The organism is Peribacillus aracenensis (genome assembly GCF_025175645.1).
In the GTDB taxonomy this organism is placed as follows: domain Bacteria; phylum Bacillota; class Bacilli; order Bacillales; family DSM-1321; genus Peribacillus; species Peribacillus aracenensis.
The window spans coordinates 430,776-444,387 of record NZ_JANZMJ010000001.1 but is presented as its reverse complement, the minus strand read 5'-3'; the positions used below and the strand labels follow the sequence as shown (position 1 = coordinate 444,387).

18 protein-coding genes are annotated in these 13,612 nt (G+C 41.4%); all 18 read right to left on the bottom strand.

All coding sequences use genetic code 11. From position 1 onward, the window contains the following. Positions 1 to 777, bottom strand: a complete 777-nt coding sequence (gene fliR, locus N0M92_RS02235) for a flagellar biosynthetic protein FliR (protein WP_260284261.1) — start codon at positions 775 to 777, stop codon at positions 1 to 3. 3 nt (positions 778 to 780) lie between these two features. Next, positions 781 to 1,050, bottom strand: coding sequence for a flagellar biosynthesis protein FliQ (gene fliQ / locus N0M92_RS02230; protein WP_101224658.1), 270 nt, complete (start codon positions 1,048 to 1,050; stop codon positions 781 to 783). A 14-nt stretch (positions 1,051 to 1,064) separates the two neighbouring features. Continuing rightward, positions 1,065 to 1,730: a flagellar type III secretion system pore protein FliP gene (fliP, locus tag N0M92_RS02225; RefSeq protein ID WP_260284260.1), complete on the bottom strand. Its 666-nt coding sequence runs from the start codon at positions 1,728 to 1,730 to the stop codon at positions 1,065 to 1,067. Beyond that, positions 1,723 to 2,382 carry a flagellar biosynthetic protein FliO gene (locus N0M92_RS02220; RefSeq protein ID WP_260284259.1) on the bottom strand — a complete coding sequence of 220 codons (660 nt, stop codon included), beginning with the start codon at positions 2,380 to 2,382 and terminating at the stop codon, positions 1,723 to 1,725. The genes fliP and N0M92_RS02220 overlap by 8 nt, the downstream gene beginning before the upstream one ends. Before the next feature lie 15 nt (positions 2,383 to 2,397). Then, positions 2,398 to 2,760, bottom strand: a complete 363-nt coding sequence (locus N0M92_RS02215; protein WP_063231856.1) for a response regulator — start codon at positions 2,758 to 2,760, stop codon at positions 2,398 to 2,400. Positions 2,761 to 2,777: 17 nt separating this feature from the next. Then, positions 2,778 to 3,995 carry a flagellar motor switch phosphatase FliY gene (gene fliY / locus N0M92_RS02210; RefSeq protein WP_260284258.1) on the bottom strand — a complete coding sequence of 406 codons (1,218 nt, stop codon included), beginning with the start codon at positions 3,993 to 3,995 and terminating at the stop codon, positions 2,778 to 2,780. Further along, complete coding sequence (fliM, locus tag N0M92_RS02205) at positions 3,985 to 4,983, bottom strand: flagellar motor switch protein FliM (protein ID WP_260284257.1); 999 nt, start codon at positions 4,981 to 4,983, stop codon at positions 3,985 to 3,987. The genes fliY and fliM overlap by 11 nt, the downstream gene beginning before the upstream one ends. Before the next feature lie 52 nt (positions 4,984 to 5,035). Further along, positions 5,036 to 5,464, bottom strand: a complete 429-nt coding sequence (gene fliL, locus N0M92_RS02200) for a flagellar basal body-associated protein FliL (RefSeq protein WP_260284256.1) — start codon at positions 5,462 to 5,464, stop codon at positions 5,036 to 5,038. After that, the gene (locus N0M92_RS02195; RefSeq protein ID WP_076367895.1) at positions 5,461 to 5,676 is read right to left on the bottom strand and encodes a flagellar FlbD family protein; all 216 of its coding nucleotides are present in this window, start codon (positions 5,674 to 5,676) and stop codon (positions 5,461 to 5,463) included. The genes fliL and N0M92_RS02195 overlap by 4 nt, the downstream gene beginning before the upstream one ends. A 48-nt stretch (positions 5,677 to 5,724) precedes the next feature. Then, positions 5,725 to 6,990: a flagellar hook protein FlgE gene (locus N0M92_RS02190; protein ID WP_260284255.1), complete on the bottom strand. Its 1,266-nt coding sequence runs from the start codon at positions 6,988 to 6,990 to the stop codon at positions 5,725 to 5,727. A 72-nt stretch (positions 6,991 to 7,062) separates the two neighbouring features. After that, on the bottom strand, positions 7,063 to 7,212 hold the full coding sequence (locus N0M92_RS02185) for a hypothetical protein (protein WP_260284254.1): 150 nt from the start codon (positions 7,210 to 7,212) through the stop codon (positions 7,063 to 7,065). Positions 7,213 to 7,460: 248 nt separating this feature from the next. Further along, positions 7,461 to 8,096: a flagellar hook assembly protein FlgD gene (gene flgD, locus N0M92_RS02180; RefSeq protein ID WP_260284253.1), complete on the bottom strand. Its 636-nt coding sequence runs from the start codon at positions 8,094 to 8,096 to the stop codon at positions 7,461 to 7,463. 8 nt (positions 8,097 to 8,104) lie between these two features. Continuing rightward, complete coding sequence (locus N0M92_RS02175; RefSeq protein WP_260284252.1) at positions 8,105 to 9,409, bottom strand: flagellar hook-length control protein FliK; 1,305 nt, start codon at positions 9,407 to 9,409, stop codon at positions 8,105 to 8,107. Between the two features lie 26 nt (positions 9,410 to 9,435). Beyond that, complete coding sequence (locus N0M92_RS02170) at positions 9,436 to 10,053, bottom strand: MotE family protein (protein WP_260284251.1); 618 nt, start codon at positions 10,051 to 10,053, stop codon at positions 9,436 to 9,438. 4 nt (positions 10,054 to 10,057) lie between these two features. Next, the gene (gene fliJ / locus N0M92_RS02165) at positions 10,058 to 10,504 is read right to left on the bottom strand and encodes a flagellar export protein FliJ (protein ID WP_260284250.1); all 447 of its coding nucleotides are present in this window, start codon (positions 10,502 to 10,504) and stop codon (positions 10,058 to 10,060) included. A gap of 2 nt (positions 10,505 to 10,506) precedes the next feature. After that, positions 10,507 to 11,826 carry a flagellar protein export ATPase FliI gene (gene fliI / locus N0M92_RS02160; protein ID WP_260284249.1) on the bottom strand — a complete coding sequence of 440 codons (1,320 nt, stop codon included), beginning with the start codon at positions 11,824 to 11,826 and terminating at the stop codon, positions 10,507 to 10,509. Between the two features lie 2 nt (positions 11,827 to 11,828). Further along, positions 11,829 to 12,593 carry a flagellar assembly protein FliH gene (gene fliH, locus N0M92_RS02155; RefSeq protein ID WP_260284248.1) on the bottom strand — a complete coding sequence of 255 codons (765 nt, stop codon included), beginning with the start codon at positions 12,591 to 12,593 and terminating at the stop codon, positions 11,829 to 11,831. Next, positions 12,586 to 13,605: a flagellar motor switch protein FliG gene (gene fliG, locus N0M92_RS02150; RefSeq protein ID WP_260284247.1), complete on the bottom strand. Its 1,020-nt coding sequence runs from the start codon at positions 13,603 to 13,605 to the stop codon at positions 12,586 to 12,588. Before fliG ends, fliH begins: the two co-directional genes overlap by 8 nt. Between the last annotated feature and the right edge of the window lie 7 nt (positions 13,606 to 13,612).

Below are 13,612 nucleotides of genomic sequence, written 5' to 3'. Positions count from 1 at the left end.
TCAAACGCCTCCAATCAACTGCATTAGTTGACGCATGGTCAAAAGCAAGAAATTGAAGAGTTGTGTTACAACTGTCATCATCATCCCCATTACCAGTATGACAACCGCTAAGCCGGCAATGATTTTCACTGGGATCCCGACCACGAACACATTTAATTGAGGGACCGTCCTGGCAAGGATCCCTAACGTGACATCCACTAAGAAAATACTTCCCACTACAGGTATGGACATTTGAAAAGCAATCATGAAAGCTTTGCTGAAAGCTTTGGCCAAATATTCTATCAGTGAATGATCTCCGAATGGTACAAATAATTGGTCAATCGGGATGAACTGGTAACTATAAAAAATTCCATCCAAAAGCAAATGGTGGCCGTTCGTACTCAATAGGAATAATAAAGCGATTGTATAAAGGTATTGTCCCATCAGCGGGCTTTGTGCCCCCGTTTGGGGATCGATGACATTCGCAATTGAAAAACCCATTTGAAAATCAATCAATCCTCCAGCGATTTGCACGGCCGATAAAATCATATAAGCGGCAAACCCGATGAAAAGCCCAACCAGCGCTTCCTTCATGATCAATAAATAAAATGTGACATCCAATACCAGAACCGGGGCATCAATGGTATAGTACATGATCCAGGCAAGGAAGATTCCAAGCCCTACCCGATGTTGTACCGGTATTGAACGGTAAGAAAAAATCGGCATGGCCACGAAAAACGTAGTGACCCGTACCACAATTAATAAAAAGGCGGGAAAGTGCGGAAATAGTTCCTCCATGTCCTACCCTACAAATCGATTCAGATTACCGAATATTTCATTTGCGTATGATAATAGGTGGCTCAGCATCCATGGAGCCAATAAAATGAGTCCCAATAAGACTGCCACGATTTTTGGTACAAATGCCAAGGTTTGTTCCTGAATCTGTGTAGTCGCCTGAAAGATGCTTACTAGTAGTCCTACTATAAGAGCGATGACCATCAATGGGCCAGCGATAATCAATACCATATAAATTCCTTTTTCTGCTATATCAATAACAAAATCTGCACTCATTTTTTCTCACCTGCTTAAAAACTCTGTAATAAAGACTTCACTACTAAATACCATCCGTCAACAAGAATGAAAAGGAGGATTTTAAATGGCAGGGAAATCATGACTGGCGGCAGCATCATCATCCCCATCGACATCAGGACACTGGCAACGACCATATCGATAACCAAGAATGGTATGAAAATCATAAAACCTATTTGAAAAGCCGTTTTGATTTCACTGATAGCAAAAGCTGGTACAAAGGCAGTCAAGGGTATGTCCTGTATCGTTTCCGGCTTTTCCACCTTGGCATACTCCAAGAATAACGCCAGATCCTTTTGCCTTGTATGGGCACTCATGAATTCCTTAAATGGTATCGAGGCCTGAACATACGCCTCTTCTAAATCTATCTCTTCATTAAATAACGGGGTTAAAGCCTTTTCATTCACTTCCTGAAAAGTCGGTGCCATTATGAAGAATGTCATGAAAAGTGCCAGGCCGACCAGTACCTGGTTCGGCGGCATCTGCTGGGTAGCTAGCGATGTTCTCACAAAGCTCAGGACAATGATGATTCTTGTAAAACAGGTCATCAAGATCAATATGCTTGGTGCCAGCGATAAGACAGTCATTAGGAGAACAAGTTTTACGGAAGTAGAGACATTAGTGGGATCACTGTTATTAAAAAACTCCATGAATTCATTCATTGTCTCTTCCTTTCCTACCAAGCTCCTTTAACAGACTTTTCCTGCTATCGGACATTTGATCAAGTTGATTTTTGAACTCTGCAGAGAAACTGGCAGTTCCGGATTCGCTTTTCTTCAACCACTTATTTTTCAACTTCATGGCAAATTCCCCAGGCTGGATCATTTGATCGATCTTATCGTTGTGATCTTTCAAAAGCTGTTCATATTCCTCGGGATCATCTATTTCTTTCAAGAGCTGAATGTTTTCGCCAACCCCGATCACCAATATTCGCCCGCCTACTTTAACAAGCTGGACTGAACGATTTGCCCCAAGGCCCGTACCGCCTAAATTCTCCACTGAATTTGCCTTTTGATACGATTTATTTTTTTTATTGATGAATTTCAATAGGATATATAGAAGGGCCACAACAAAAATAGTAGCAAATATCATCCTCAGAAACTCCCAAACGGTTATCCCCACTTTATCAGGATTAGAAGCCTGTCCGGTAGATTTCGAGTCTATTGATTCATCTTTATCCACCTTTAAATCACCTGGCTGCTCATAAACATCCTTCACTGTTTTACCAGGGTCTTCCGCATGGGCCTGTATGGCCCCAGAGAAGAATACTGCTATCAACAGTGAGACCTGAAGCCATTTTTTTATTAAAAACAATATGAAGACACCCTCTTAACTTAATGCTTTATTTATGGCTTCCAATACCCGGTCTGCCTGGAATGGCTTCACGATGAAGTCTTTTGCCCCCGCCTGGATCGCATCAATGACCATGGCTTGCTGCCCCATCGCAGAACACATAATGACCTTGGCTTGAGGGTTTACCTTTTTAATTTCCTTTAACGCCGTAATCCCGTCCATTTCAGGCATGGTAATATCCATCGTTACAAGATCCGGATGGGTTTCTTTATATTTTTCCACTGCTTGGGCGCCATCTGCTGCTTCCCCAACTATTTCAAAACCATTTTTAGAAAGGATATCCTTTATCATCATTCTCATAAATGCTGCATCGTCCACAATTAAAATTCTATTAGCCATTATTCTCGTCCCCCAAATTATCTTATATTATTTAATCGTTCACTTTGACTCATGATATCCGTAACACGTACCCCAAAGTTTTCATCAATCACCACTACCTCACCTTTTGCTATCAAGCGGCTGTTTACCAGGATATCCACTGGCTCTCCTGCTAATTTATCCAATTCAATGATCGATCCGGAGGACAGCTCCAAAATATCCTTTACGGAGCGTTTCGTTCTTCCAAGCTCCACAGTTACTTGCAAAGGGATATCCATCAGCATGCTGAGGTTTTTCGTTTCAGACTCCTGAAGCTGATAAGGCTGAAAACTAGTGAAACTGGCAGGCTGAACATTTACCGGCTGTCCTGTTGGTACGGATGAAACTCCAAAATGTTGCGGAACATTCGGCATTTGGTTCGCAGGTTGGGTTCGGTGACCGCCTTGTCCATAAATTTCGTTTGCCGATCGATCTGGCCTGGTGTCCTGGAAGGATGCAGGCTCCTGATTTGGAATGTTTATTACTGGATCACTTAGTACTTGTTGCGTTTTAATATCGGTAGGCTGGCTTTCACTCGTCCCATTTAATAATTCAGAAACTAACCCTTTAGCAAACTCTAACGGCAACAATTGCATAATACTGGAATCAATTAAGTTTCCGACACGGAGGCGGAATGAGATTTTTGCAAATAAATCCTCGTCAGGTATCGCATTTTCACCTACACCATTTAAAAAATTAAGTAAGTCTATGCTAGGTGGAGAAATATCCACTTTTTTACTGAAAATGGTCGACATGGATGTCGCAGCAGAACCCATCATTTGGTTCATTGCTTCCTGAACAGCGCTCAATTGAATTTCCCCAAGCAGGTCAGAAGGATTCTCCCCATCTCCTCCAAGCATCAAATCAGCAATGATAGCAGCATCGCTCTGCTTGATGACCAGCATATTTATACCTGAAAAACCTTCTGTATATTGCACTTGAATCGCTACATACGGATGCGGGAATTCTTCCGCGATCTGTCCCCTTTCAATTAAAGAAACCGTCGGGGTGGTGATATCCACTTTCTGATTCAATAAAGTGGATAGGGCAGTGGCCGAACTTCCGAAGGAGATATTACCAATTTCACCGAGGGCGTCGAGTTCCATCATTGATAAATAATCGTCAATCGAGAGAGGGAACACCTCATCCTCTATATCACTTGTACCTTTTAAAAGGGCATCTATCTCGTCTTGTGAAAGCATTCCATCACTTACCATCTTCGTCTCCCCCTTTCAAAATATCAAGAATCTGGATAGCATGTTTTTTTCCTACTTTTCCTGGCTGCCCACTGAATTTTGGAATCCCCCCAATTGTAATCGTCAAAGGTTCATCGATTGCCTTATTCAAATCGATGACATCGCCAACATCAAGCAGCAAAAAGTCCTGAATGGTGATATCCGTAGAACCAAGTTCGGAAATAATGGGAAGATCTGCGTTTCGGATACGCTTTTCCAAAATCATGATTTCCTCTGGGATTTTTTCCTTTTGGGAATTTTCCATCCAATAATGAGCGGATAACTTTGGTATGATCGGTTCCAATACGACGTGAGGGATGCAAACATTAATCATTCCGCTCGTTTCGCCGATTTGTGTATTCAAGGAAATGACCACAACAGTATCGTTGGGTGAAACCAGTTGCAGAAATTGCGGATTCACCTCGAACTCTGTCATTACCGGTTCGATTTCAACAATCGTTCCCCAAGCCTCCTGTAAATTTTCAAAAGCCTTCTCGAATAAATTCGACATGATTTTCGTTTCTATTTCGGTTAAACTATCTACCTTATTCACGCTTATGCCCCGCCCGCCCAAAACACGATCCATCATGGAATAGGCGATATTCGGGTTGACCTCAATAATGATTCGGCCATCCAAGGGCGGTACCTCAAAAACATTCATGATAGTCATTTTTGGAACTGATCGGATAAACTCTTCGTATGGTATTTGATCTGCCGAAGCAACGGATATTTGGACATATGTTCTAAGTTGAGCAGAAAAGTATGTGGTCAGCAGCCTCGCAAAGTTCTCGTGTATTCTGGTCAAACTGCGGATTTGGTCCTTTGAAAACCGAAGCGCCCTTTTAAAGTCGTAAACTTTCACTCTTTTTTCTACTTCTTCTTTTTTTAAATCATCTGCATCCATTTCACCTGTGGAAATGGCCGATAACAGAGCATCTATTTCATTTTGCGATAATATTTCCCCGGACATTAACACTCACCTCCAAAGCTTCCCCTTCTTATTTAATGAAGCAAGGATGTTCTTATTGCAGAATCGAGGAAGTAATATAAACCTTTTCAACTTTTCCTTCTTCCATTAATTCATTCATTCTGGTCTTCAAAGTTTCTTGAAGCTTTTCCTTGCCTTTTTTACCGGTTAACTCTTCCGCTTTCATTTCGGATAGTTCGGTTATAATTATATTTTTCACTTGAAAATTTCTTTTTTCCAACTCTTCTTTCGCTTTTTTGCTTTCTGTTTGGACCATAAAAGAGATTTTGATATAATCATTGCCGGCAAGATTCGTAGTGATTTCAGGAATCTCAACTGATGATTTGACAATTTCGTCAATGCTAGGTTTACCTTCGGCAGATGTGGGATCAGATAACTTTGTCACAACCACGACCGCTATGACACCTACAAGCGTTATAGCCACGAGTATAATCAACATAATAGTCATTAGTTTTTTTTTCATGAACTTTCCTCCACATCTTTACGAAAACCGAGAATATTGACGGTACGGTAAAATTGTATAATAGCTCCAACCAGTTCCTCTTCCTTCTCTAGCACAACGATTTTCTTACCATTTGTAAAAGTAATGGTCGTATCTGGCAATGACTCGACTGTGTCTATGTACAATGCATTGATATGAAAGCATTTTCCATTGAGCCTTGTGACTTTGATAATGATATTTAGGAGCCAGAGCAAAAGCACCTGGCTCCTCCCTCCCTTAACTTATCGTTTTAAGTTAACTAATTCCTGTAAAATTTCATCCGACGTCGTGATGATTCTGGAATTCGACTGGAAACCACGTTGTGCAACGATCATTTCAGTAAACTCTTCGGATAAATCCACATTGGACATTTCCAATGAACCTGATGCAATCACACCACGCCCCTCACCTGCGATATTGATGTTTGCCGTACCTGAATTGATTGATTCCTGAAAAGTGTTACCACCCGTTTTCGTCAAGCCTGATGCATTGGAGAACTTGGCGACGGCCAGTTGGCCTAAGGTTGTTATCAGACCGTTGGAGTAAACGCCATTTATTTCCCCTGATGCGCCAATATTGAAGCTTTCCAGTTTTCCTTCTTTATTACCATCTGGATTGACAAGAGCTGTAGTGGAGCCTTTAACTTGAGTAAGGTTCGAAAAATCAAAATCCAACTTAACTTTTTGTACGCTTTCATCAACTGTTGTATCCGGGTCATCCTCATTGCCGCTTGAAATGTTAATGGTTTGACCTGCCTGGGTTTTATCGGCTGCCACTATCTGACCATTTGCATCGAATTTCACCGAAGTGAACGGTTTTGGTTTAGTTGTTGATGTCCCCCCCAAAGCAGAAGGTTCTTCATCAAAAAGCTCCCATTTATCATCACCGCTTTTTTGAAAATAGATAGTAGCCGTTTGTTCTTTTCCGTTTTCATCCACAACTTTCATTTGCTGGCTAAATACGGTACCGTCAATTGCGTCAGCAGCTAGATTTCCACTTACTGAAATTTTAGTAGTGGCAATGGCAGGTAAAATCGCATTGACGTTAACGGCAACGTCGCCAATCGTTTTTGATCGTTTACCGGTTTCATCAACCTTGTAAGCCTGTACTTTCAACCCATTCGCGTTGACAAGTGTACCGTTATCATCCAGATAAAAGTTTCCTGCACGTGTATATGAGAGAGAATCGCCTTGCTTGACGACAAAATAGCCATCACCAGATATTCCTAAATCAAGATCGCGGCCGGTGGTTTGCAGGCTTGACTGTGTATGGATCGTATCGATTGTAGCTATCGTGGAGCCCAATCCAATTTGTTTAGAATTGGTTCCGCCTTTATTGGCTGTTGCTGCACTTGCACCAGATACTGTTTGGTTCATCGCATCGCTGAATGTCACACGGCTTTTTTTGAAACCATATGTATTGACATTGGCGACGTTATTACCGATTACATCCAATTTTGTTTGTAAGTTTTTTAATCCGCTTATTCCCGAATACATTGAACGAAGCATGTGAAAGCTCCCCTTTCATTTATCGACTGCTTCCGTCATTCCACAGTCCAGGCTTCCTATTCCAGGTCGAGCCTATTTATCTAAAATTATGGTTCCATTGATGTTCGTGAAGATTTGTGATGTGGCTACATCCCTGTCCATGACCGTAATGACCTTGTTGTTTTTCGTGCTTACTATGAGTGCCTCATTCTCAATAATGATAAGAAATTCAGTTACACCCATCTTTTTGGCCTAATTGGCTTTATCAGCCATTTTGTTCCAGCTTTTTGGTGTTAATTCTAAATTCCGTTGACTCATCCGCAATTGAGCATGATTACTAATGCTCAATTTTTCATTTGTGGGGACAGCAATTTGAAAATGCTGTCGTAAGTCGCTTTGGACCATCCGCCTTTGCCTTAACGGTAATTTTGTTTGTGGCAAAAGCTGAGGGGAATTTGCTTGAAAACCAAGTTCATTGATATTTCCATCCCTTAAGCTTTAGCGATCTTCATCAATTGCTCTGATGTTAACTTGGTGTTGTTTTCATCATCCACTTCAATTTCCAGCTTGCCATTACTCATGGATACCGAAATTACGACAGCAGACGACTCACCATTTTTATCGTCCATCCAGGAAACACGCTTGCCTATTAATTCACTTGCCGACGTCAAACTATTCGACGTGGAACTTGGTTGTTTCATTGCTGAAATATTTGCGGGTTCAAGCTTTGTGCCATCTTCTAAAAGAAAATAAACGCCATCACCCTTATATTGGATCGATTTAACGATGCCTGTCCCTTCTTCTATCGCAAGCTTATCATCGCCTTCATCCAATTTGTGCCAAGTGACTTCCTTACCGACAAAAGAGTTATAGTTCATTAAACTATTTTGTTGATTGATCCCGATTATTTCTTCCATTTGGGCTCCCATATTCATCATCTGTTCCAGGGAAGAAAAAGTGGCCATTTGGGCGATGAATTCCGTATTGTCCATCGGACTTGACGGATCTTGATTTTGAAGCTGGGTAAGCAACAATTTCAAGAAATCATCCTTTCCCAATGCATCCCCGGTTTTTCTGTTTTCAGTTTGAGAATTTGATAATAATAGTGACGTATCGATGGTCGTCATTTTTTCACCTACACTTCAAGATTTAACAGAGCATCGGCAAGGGATCCCGTAAACTCGCTTTCCGTTTCCTCATTGCTTTCTTCCTTACTCTCCTGTTGTTCATTATGTTCATCCGCATCTTTATGGCTGAATTTCTCAGAGTTAAAAGCATTGAAGGCCTGTGATATTTCAATTCTTTCAATTTGAATGTTTTGTCCGCTAAAGGCTTGTTTTAAGCCATGAATCTGATTCTCCAGCATATCTTTGGCCTGAGCAGTAGAAGCCATAATCTTGGCTGACAGCATACCATCCTTTTGAATCAACTCGATTCTTAAGGACCCTAAATGTTCAGGAGTCAATCTGATTAAAAGTTTATTTACACCGTTGGTTCCGTTAAAGTTCGCCTTACTCAAAATATTTTCAAATTGTTTAATAAACTCCTCTTGACTGACAGTTTGCTCACCCTTGGGAGCTGCCAAGACGAATTGCTCTAGTTTTGTCATGAGAAAAGGCATACCAGTCCCTTGATGTTTACCACTATCCGAACTTTGCAAAGACACACCGCTGCTGACTGTCCCATCTTTATTTACCTTGTCGCTCCCGGATAATTGCGAGAATGCACTTTTCAATGTTTCTATTGTATGAGTTTGCCCTTTCCCCAAAGCGTTGGATTGATCAGGTTCTGCTTTTGACTGATTGGACAGCCATCTCTCCAACTTTCCCGTCACCCCTTCAAGCAGGTGTTTCAATTGTTTCTGGATGGCCGCTTCATCTTGGGTCATATCCTTATTTTCCGAGAGAAGATCATGAGTTTTCACCAGTTTCAAAAGATTCACCACACCGGATGATGAGGGGTCATGCCATTTTTCTTCGCTTAAAACAGTAATTTTTTTCAGTATGGTATACAGATCCATGACATCGGCTGATAACAAACTTTGTGGAGTCAGGCTGAAGTCGTCGTCCACTTCTTGTTCTAAATCGAGATCCTCGATGCTCCCAAGGAAATCATCAAGAGCACCCTCATCATTTCCGGCTACATTTTTTAGGACCTGTAAAATAAGGTCGTTGTCTTGTTGGTTTACAGAAGGGGCTTCGGCAACTCTCTCTTCCCCTGTTTCACTTAGCCTTTCAAGTTTCAAAAAACCAAGTAAATCCTTTATTGCAGACATTCGTCCTTCAGTATTGGCGCCTATATCCGATGGAATGGGAGGTTCTGTCCCAATGGCTGATTGTAGGACTGAACCAAACCCTGAATCCGTTTGCTGATTTGGCTTAACTGGTACCTTTAGACCTAATGATAACAAGGGAAGTAAAGAATTAATTGCTGAATTCATATATTCACCCTCCTCACTCTTTCCACTTAAGAACTTTGTTCCGTTAATTTCTTCGTTAACCTTGCAGCATCAGCCGTTGTCATTTGCTCCAAAACCTTAGCTAAAGTGGCAGCTTTCATACTTGAGAGAATCTCCACTGCATCTTCATCATTCATTTCCATAATGATAGGTGCAGCCTTCTTGGGAGCCATCGTTTCATAAGTGCGGATTATATCTTTAAACGCTTGTTTACTATTATTCTGACTATCCCTAAGTTGATTCTTTTCTGTTTGAAGCTGCTGTTTTTCCGCTTCTGCCTTTGCAATGGCCTTGTCACGTGAATCAATGATGCCCTCAAGCTTTTCTATCTCTTTTTCCTTGTTTTCAATCTCGGTTTCTAATTTTTCGAGTTTCATGGAAACTTTCTCATCATTCTTGGCAGGTTTCCCCTTCTCTTCATCCTTTTGATGCGATTCAATGAAGGGTATTTTCGAAGTCATTTCCTTTGCCTTTTCCACTACATTCACCCCTGCAACTGTAAAAACGATCAACGCTACAGTTACCGCAAAGATTAATGGAATGAAGATGACAAGAAACCATTGAAACTTACTTATCTTTCTTTCTTCCAATTCTTCCGATCCATTAGATTCACTTTTTTTACGCATTCCATCACCTTACGCCTTTGCTTAAGAATTGCCGGATAGATATTTCATCCATTTGTTTGTTCTCAGCTTCTTTAATGACATCGAGGAATTTAAGAAAACCATTTTCTTTCATTTTTTCGTACTTTTTAACCTCGATATTTCTTTCCATTAATATATCCCGTTGATTATTCATCTTGTATCGCGATTCAATGACTTCCTGTTGACAGTGACCTAAGAGTTTTTCCAAGTTGTCCATAAATAACTGATGATGACGAATTTCCTGAACGGACAATCCATTTCGCAGCTTTTCCTGTTGAAACTCAATCAACTCTTCTTTTTTCTTTAAAAGCTTATATAACTTTTCTGCCACTTCTTCAAATTTTTTTAAAGCAGCATTATATTTAGCTAGTGCATCGGACTTTTCTTTTTCTTTGATGGTCAGGATCTTCTCGAATTTATATTGATAAATCATTATTAATCACCTTTCTCCATCAATTCGACGAGGGCGTTGATACTATTATCTTTGGAAGCTTTTTCATGGGTTCCTTGTTTCAAAAATGAAATGATTTCCGGATAGCGTGTAATCGAGTTATCAATTTGTTTGGAAGAACCCTTCTTATAAGCTCCTATATTAATCAAATCTTCCGACTCCATATAGGTTGATAAACTTGCCCGCAATTTTTCTGCAGCGTTTTTATGCTTGTCACCAACAATATTGTTCATGACACGACTAATGCTCTTTAATACATTGAGCGCTGGAAACTGTCCTTTATTGGCCAAGTTACGGTCTAGTATGAAGTGACCATCCAAAATTCCCCTGACTGCATCAGCAATCGGTTCATTCATATCATCACCGTCGACTAGTACCGTATAAAAAGCTGTTATGGTCCCCAACTGATTTGTTCCCGTTCTTTCGAGTAACCTTGGAAGGATGGCAAAAACGGATGGCGTATATCCTTTGGTCGTCGGCGGTTCCCCGATAGCAAGCCCAATTTCCCTCTGGGCCATCGCAACCCTTGTGACCGAATCCATCATCAGCATCACATTCAATCCCTTATCACGAAAATATTCCGCAATGGCAGTTGCCGTCAAAGCCCCCTTTATCCTCATCAACGCTGGCTGGTCAGATGTGGCCACTACAACGATTGATCGTGCCAGCCCTTCTGGTCCAAGATCTTTCTCAATGAATTCCCGAACTTCACGGCCACGTTCACCAATAAGACCGATTACGTTTAAGTCAGCCGTCGTATTCCTTGCCACCATACCAAGCAACGTGCTTTTCCCGACGCCGCTGCCTGCAAAGATACCAACACGCTGTCCTTTTCCAACTGTTAATAAACTATCAATCACCCTAACTCCTACATCTATCGGATCATTAATCGGGGGGCGTTTCATCGGATTCGGCGGATCTTGATCCACAGAAATTGTCGCGAGACCTTTTGGAAGTATTGAGTCATCAATAGGATGCCCCAATGGATCGACCACTTTGCCAATTAGCCCGCTTCCAACCTTTATCTCAAGGCTCCTTCCTCTCCCTTCCACGATACAACCCGGTGCAATATCACTAACTGCTGTAAATGGCATTAAAATAACCATTTCATCACGGAAACCGACAACTTCAGCTAAGATTCGATTTTTCTTTTTTTGTATACCCGTATAGATATAACAAACATCACCTACAGAGCTTTCAGGGCCTTGAGATTCTATCATTAACCCCACGACACGTTTGACCCGTCCATAGTGTTTGAATGGATCAACTTCATCAACTAAGGGCAATAGGTCTCTAGTTTTCATCTTTACTCCCCTTCCAGCAATTCAGTTAGTTTCACTTTTATTTCCTGCAGCTGGCTGTCGACACTGGCGTCCATCCTTCCGTTTTCGGATTCGATGATACAGCTGCCTACTTCAAGCTCATCATCCGGAAAGATATACAACTCAGTATCTTTCGGAAAGATTGCCATCAACTCATCTTTGTGAGAAAGAATCGATTGATATTGGATCGGATGGATATGCAATTGCACTTCACGGTAATCCCTTACTTCTTTGATGGCTCTTTTGACGATGGATAAAAAAGACTCTTCATCTTTTTCAAGCTGTTGCCCGATAATTTTCTCTGCCACCTTCAGGGCAAGATTCATAATAACGGTTTCAGATGATTCGATATTGTGCCGATAATCTTTTTTAGAGGACTCCACCACTTCTTTTGCGAAGGCTATTTCCGCTGCAATCTCGTTATAACCCTTTTGGATCCCATCTTCGACTCCCTGCTGATACCCTTCTTTTTGAGCTTGTTCAATAAACATTGATTTTTCTTGATTCTCCCATTGTTCTCTGTCTTGCTGGATTTCAGCAGCAATTGCTTGGGCTTTTTGTTTAGCTTCGCGCAATAACGTTTCCGCTTCCTGTTTAGCATCATTGAGCAATTCATCAGATTGAATATAATGAAGTTTTTTCCGCTCATCTGCATCATCATTTTGAAGAAAGTCGAAAGGGCGAACTTTTATTACGATCTTTTTGCTTTTCTCCTGGTTAGCCTGCTGGGATTTGATAATCCTAGACAATGATATCATCCCCTCCGCCGCGGGCAATCACGATATCCCCAGTTTCCTCCAGACGTCTAATGACGGCAACAATTCTTGATTGTGCTTCTTCTACATCACGCAATCGAACTGGCCCCATATATTCCATTTCTTCCTGGAAGGTTTCAACCATGCGATTTGACATATTTCGGAAAACGATTTCCTTCACTTCATCACTAGCCACTTTAAGAGAAAGTTTAAGATCTTCGTTATCAGATTCCCTGACTACTCGCTGAATCGCTCTGCCATCAAGGGTCACGATATCTTCAAAAACAAACATTCGTTTCTTGATTTCCTCTGCAAGCTCCGGATCTTGGATCTCAAGTGCATCCAAAATCGTTCTTTCCGTTGAGCGGTCAACACCATTCAACACATCTACAACAGCTTCCACTCCACCTGTCTGTGTATAATCTTGGGTTACAGTCGCAGAAAGTTTCCTTTCGAGTATTTGCTCCACTTCATTGATGATTTCCGGAGAAGTGCTATCCATTAAAGCAATCCTTCTTGCAATATCTGCCTGCACCTCTTGCGGAAGTTCAGACAATATTTGTCCAGCCTGTGTGGGATCAAGATATGACAGGATCAATGCAATGGTCTGCGGATGCTCGTTCTGGATGAAGTTCAGGATCTGTCCAGGGTCTGCCTTTCGTGCAAAGTCGAATGGCCGAACCTGTAAGGATGATGTTAAACGGTTAATGATGGCGGTTGCCTGATCAGTACCTAATGCCTTTTCAAGTACCTGCTTCGCATAACCTATCCCGCCCTGCGAAATGTAATCCTGTGCTAAAGCAATATTATGGAATTCTTCCAGAATTTCTTCTTTATCATGGGAGTCCACTTTTCTCACTCCCGAAATTTCAAGGGTCAATCTCTCAATTTCCTCTTCAGAAAGATGCTTATATACGGATGCAGAAACATCCGGGCCTAAGGAAATAAGGAGGATGGCAGCTTTCTGTTTGCCAGTCAATCCGGCCTTTTTTTTTCTATCTGTCACTTTCAAA

Excerpts from the sequence above, each read along its gene's own strand:
- fliY (WP_260284258.1), bottom strand. The coding sequence starts at position 3,995 with ATGGTAAGTGATGGAATGCTTTCACAAGACGAGATAGATGCCCTTTTA.
- N0M92_RS02170 (WP_260284251.1), bottom strand. The coding sequence starts at position 10,053 with ATGCGTAAAAAAAGTGAATCTAATGGATCGGAAGAATTGGAAGAAAGA.
- fliI (WP_260284249.1), bottom strand. The coding sequence starts at position 11,826 with ATGAAAACTAGAGACCTATTGCCCTTAGTTGATGAAGTTGATCCATTC.
- fliR (WP_260284261.1), bottom strand. The coding sequence starts at position 777 with ATGGAGGAACTATTTCCGCACTTTCCCGCCTTTTTATTAATTGTGGTA.
- N0M92_RS02190 (WP_260284255.1), bottom strand. The coding sequence starts at position 6,990 with ATGCTTCGTTCAATGTATTCGGGAATAAGCGGATTAAAAAACTTACAA.
- fliP (WP_260284260.1), bottom strand. The coding sequence starts at position 1,730 with ATGAATGAATTCATGGAGTTTTTTAATAACAGTGATCCCACTAATGTC.
- flgD (WP_260284253.1), bottom strand. The coding sequence starts at position 8,096 with ATGACGACCATCGATACGTCACTATTATTATCAAATTCTCAAACTGAA.
- fliM (WP_260284257.1), bottom strand. The coding sequence starts at position 4,983 with ATGTCCGGGGAAATATTATCGCAAAATGAAATAGATGCTCTGTTATCG.
- fliL (WP_260284256.1), bottom strand. The coding sequence starts at position 5,464 with ATGAAAAAAAAACTAATGACTATTATGTTGATTATACTCGTGGCTATA.
- N0M92_RS02185 (WP_260284254.1), bottom strand. The coding sequence starts at position 7,212 with ATGGGTGTAACTGAATTTCTTATCATTATTGAGAATGAGGCACTCATA.
- fliJ (WP_260284250.1), bottom strand. The coding sequence starts at position 10,504 with ATGATTTATCAATATAAATTCGAGAAGATCCTGACCATCAAAGAAAAA.
- N0M92_RS02175 (WP_260284252.1), bottom strand. The coding sequence starts at position 9,409 with ATGAATTCAGCAATTAATTCTTTACTTCCCTTGTTATCATTAGGTCTA.
- fliQ (WP_101224658.1), bottom strand. The coding sequence starts at position 1,050 with ATGAGTGCAGATTTTGTTATTGATATAGCAGAAAAAGGAATTTATATG.
- N0M92_RS02215 (WP_063231856.1), bottom strand. The coding sequence starts at position 2,760 with ATGGCTAATAGAATTTTAATTGTGGACGATGCAGCATTTATGAGAATG.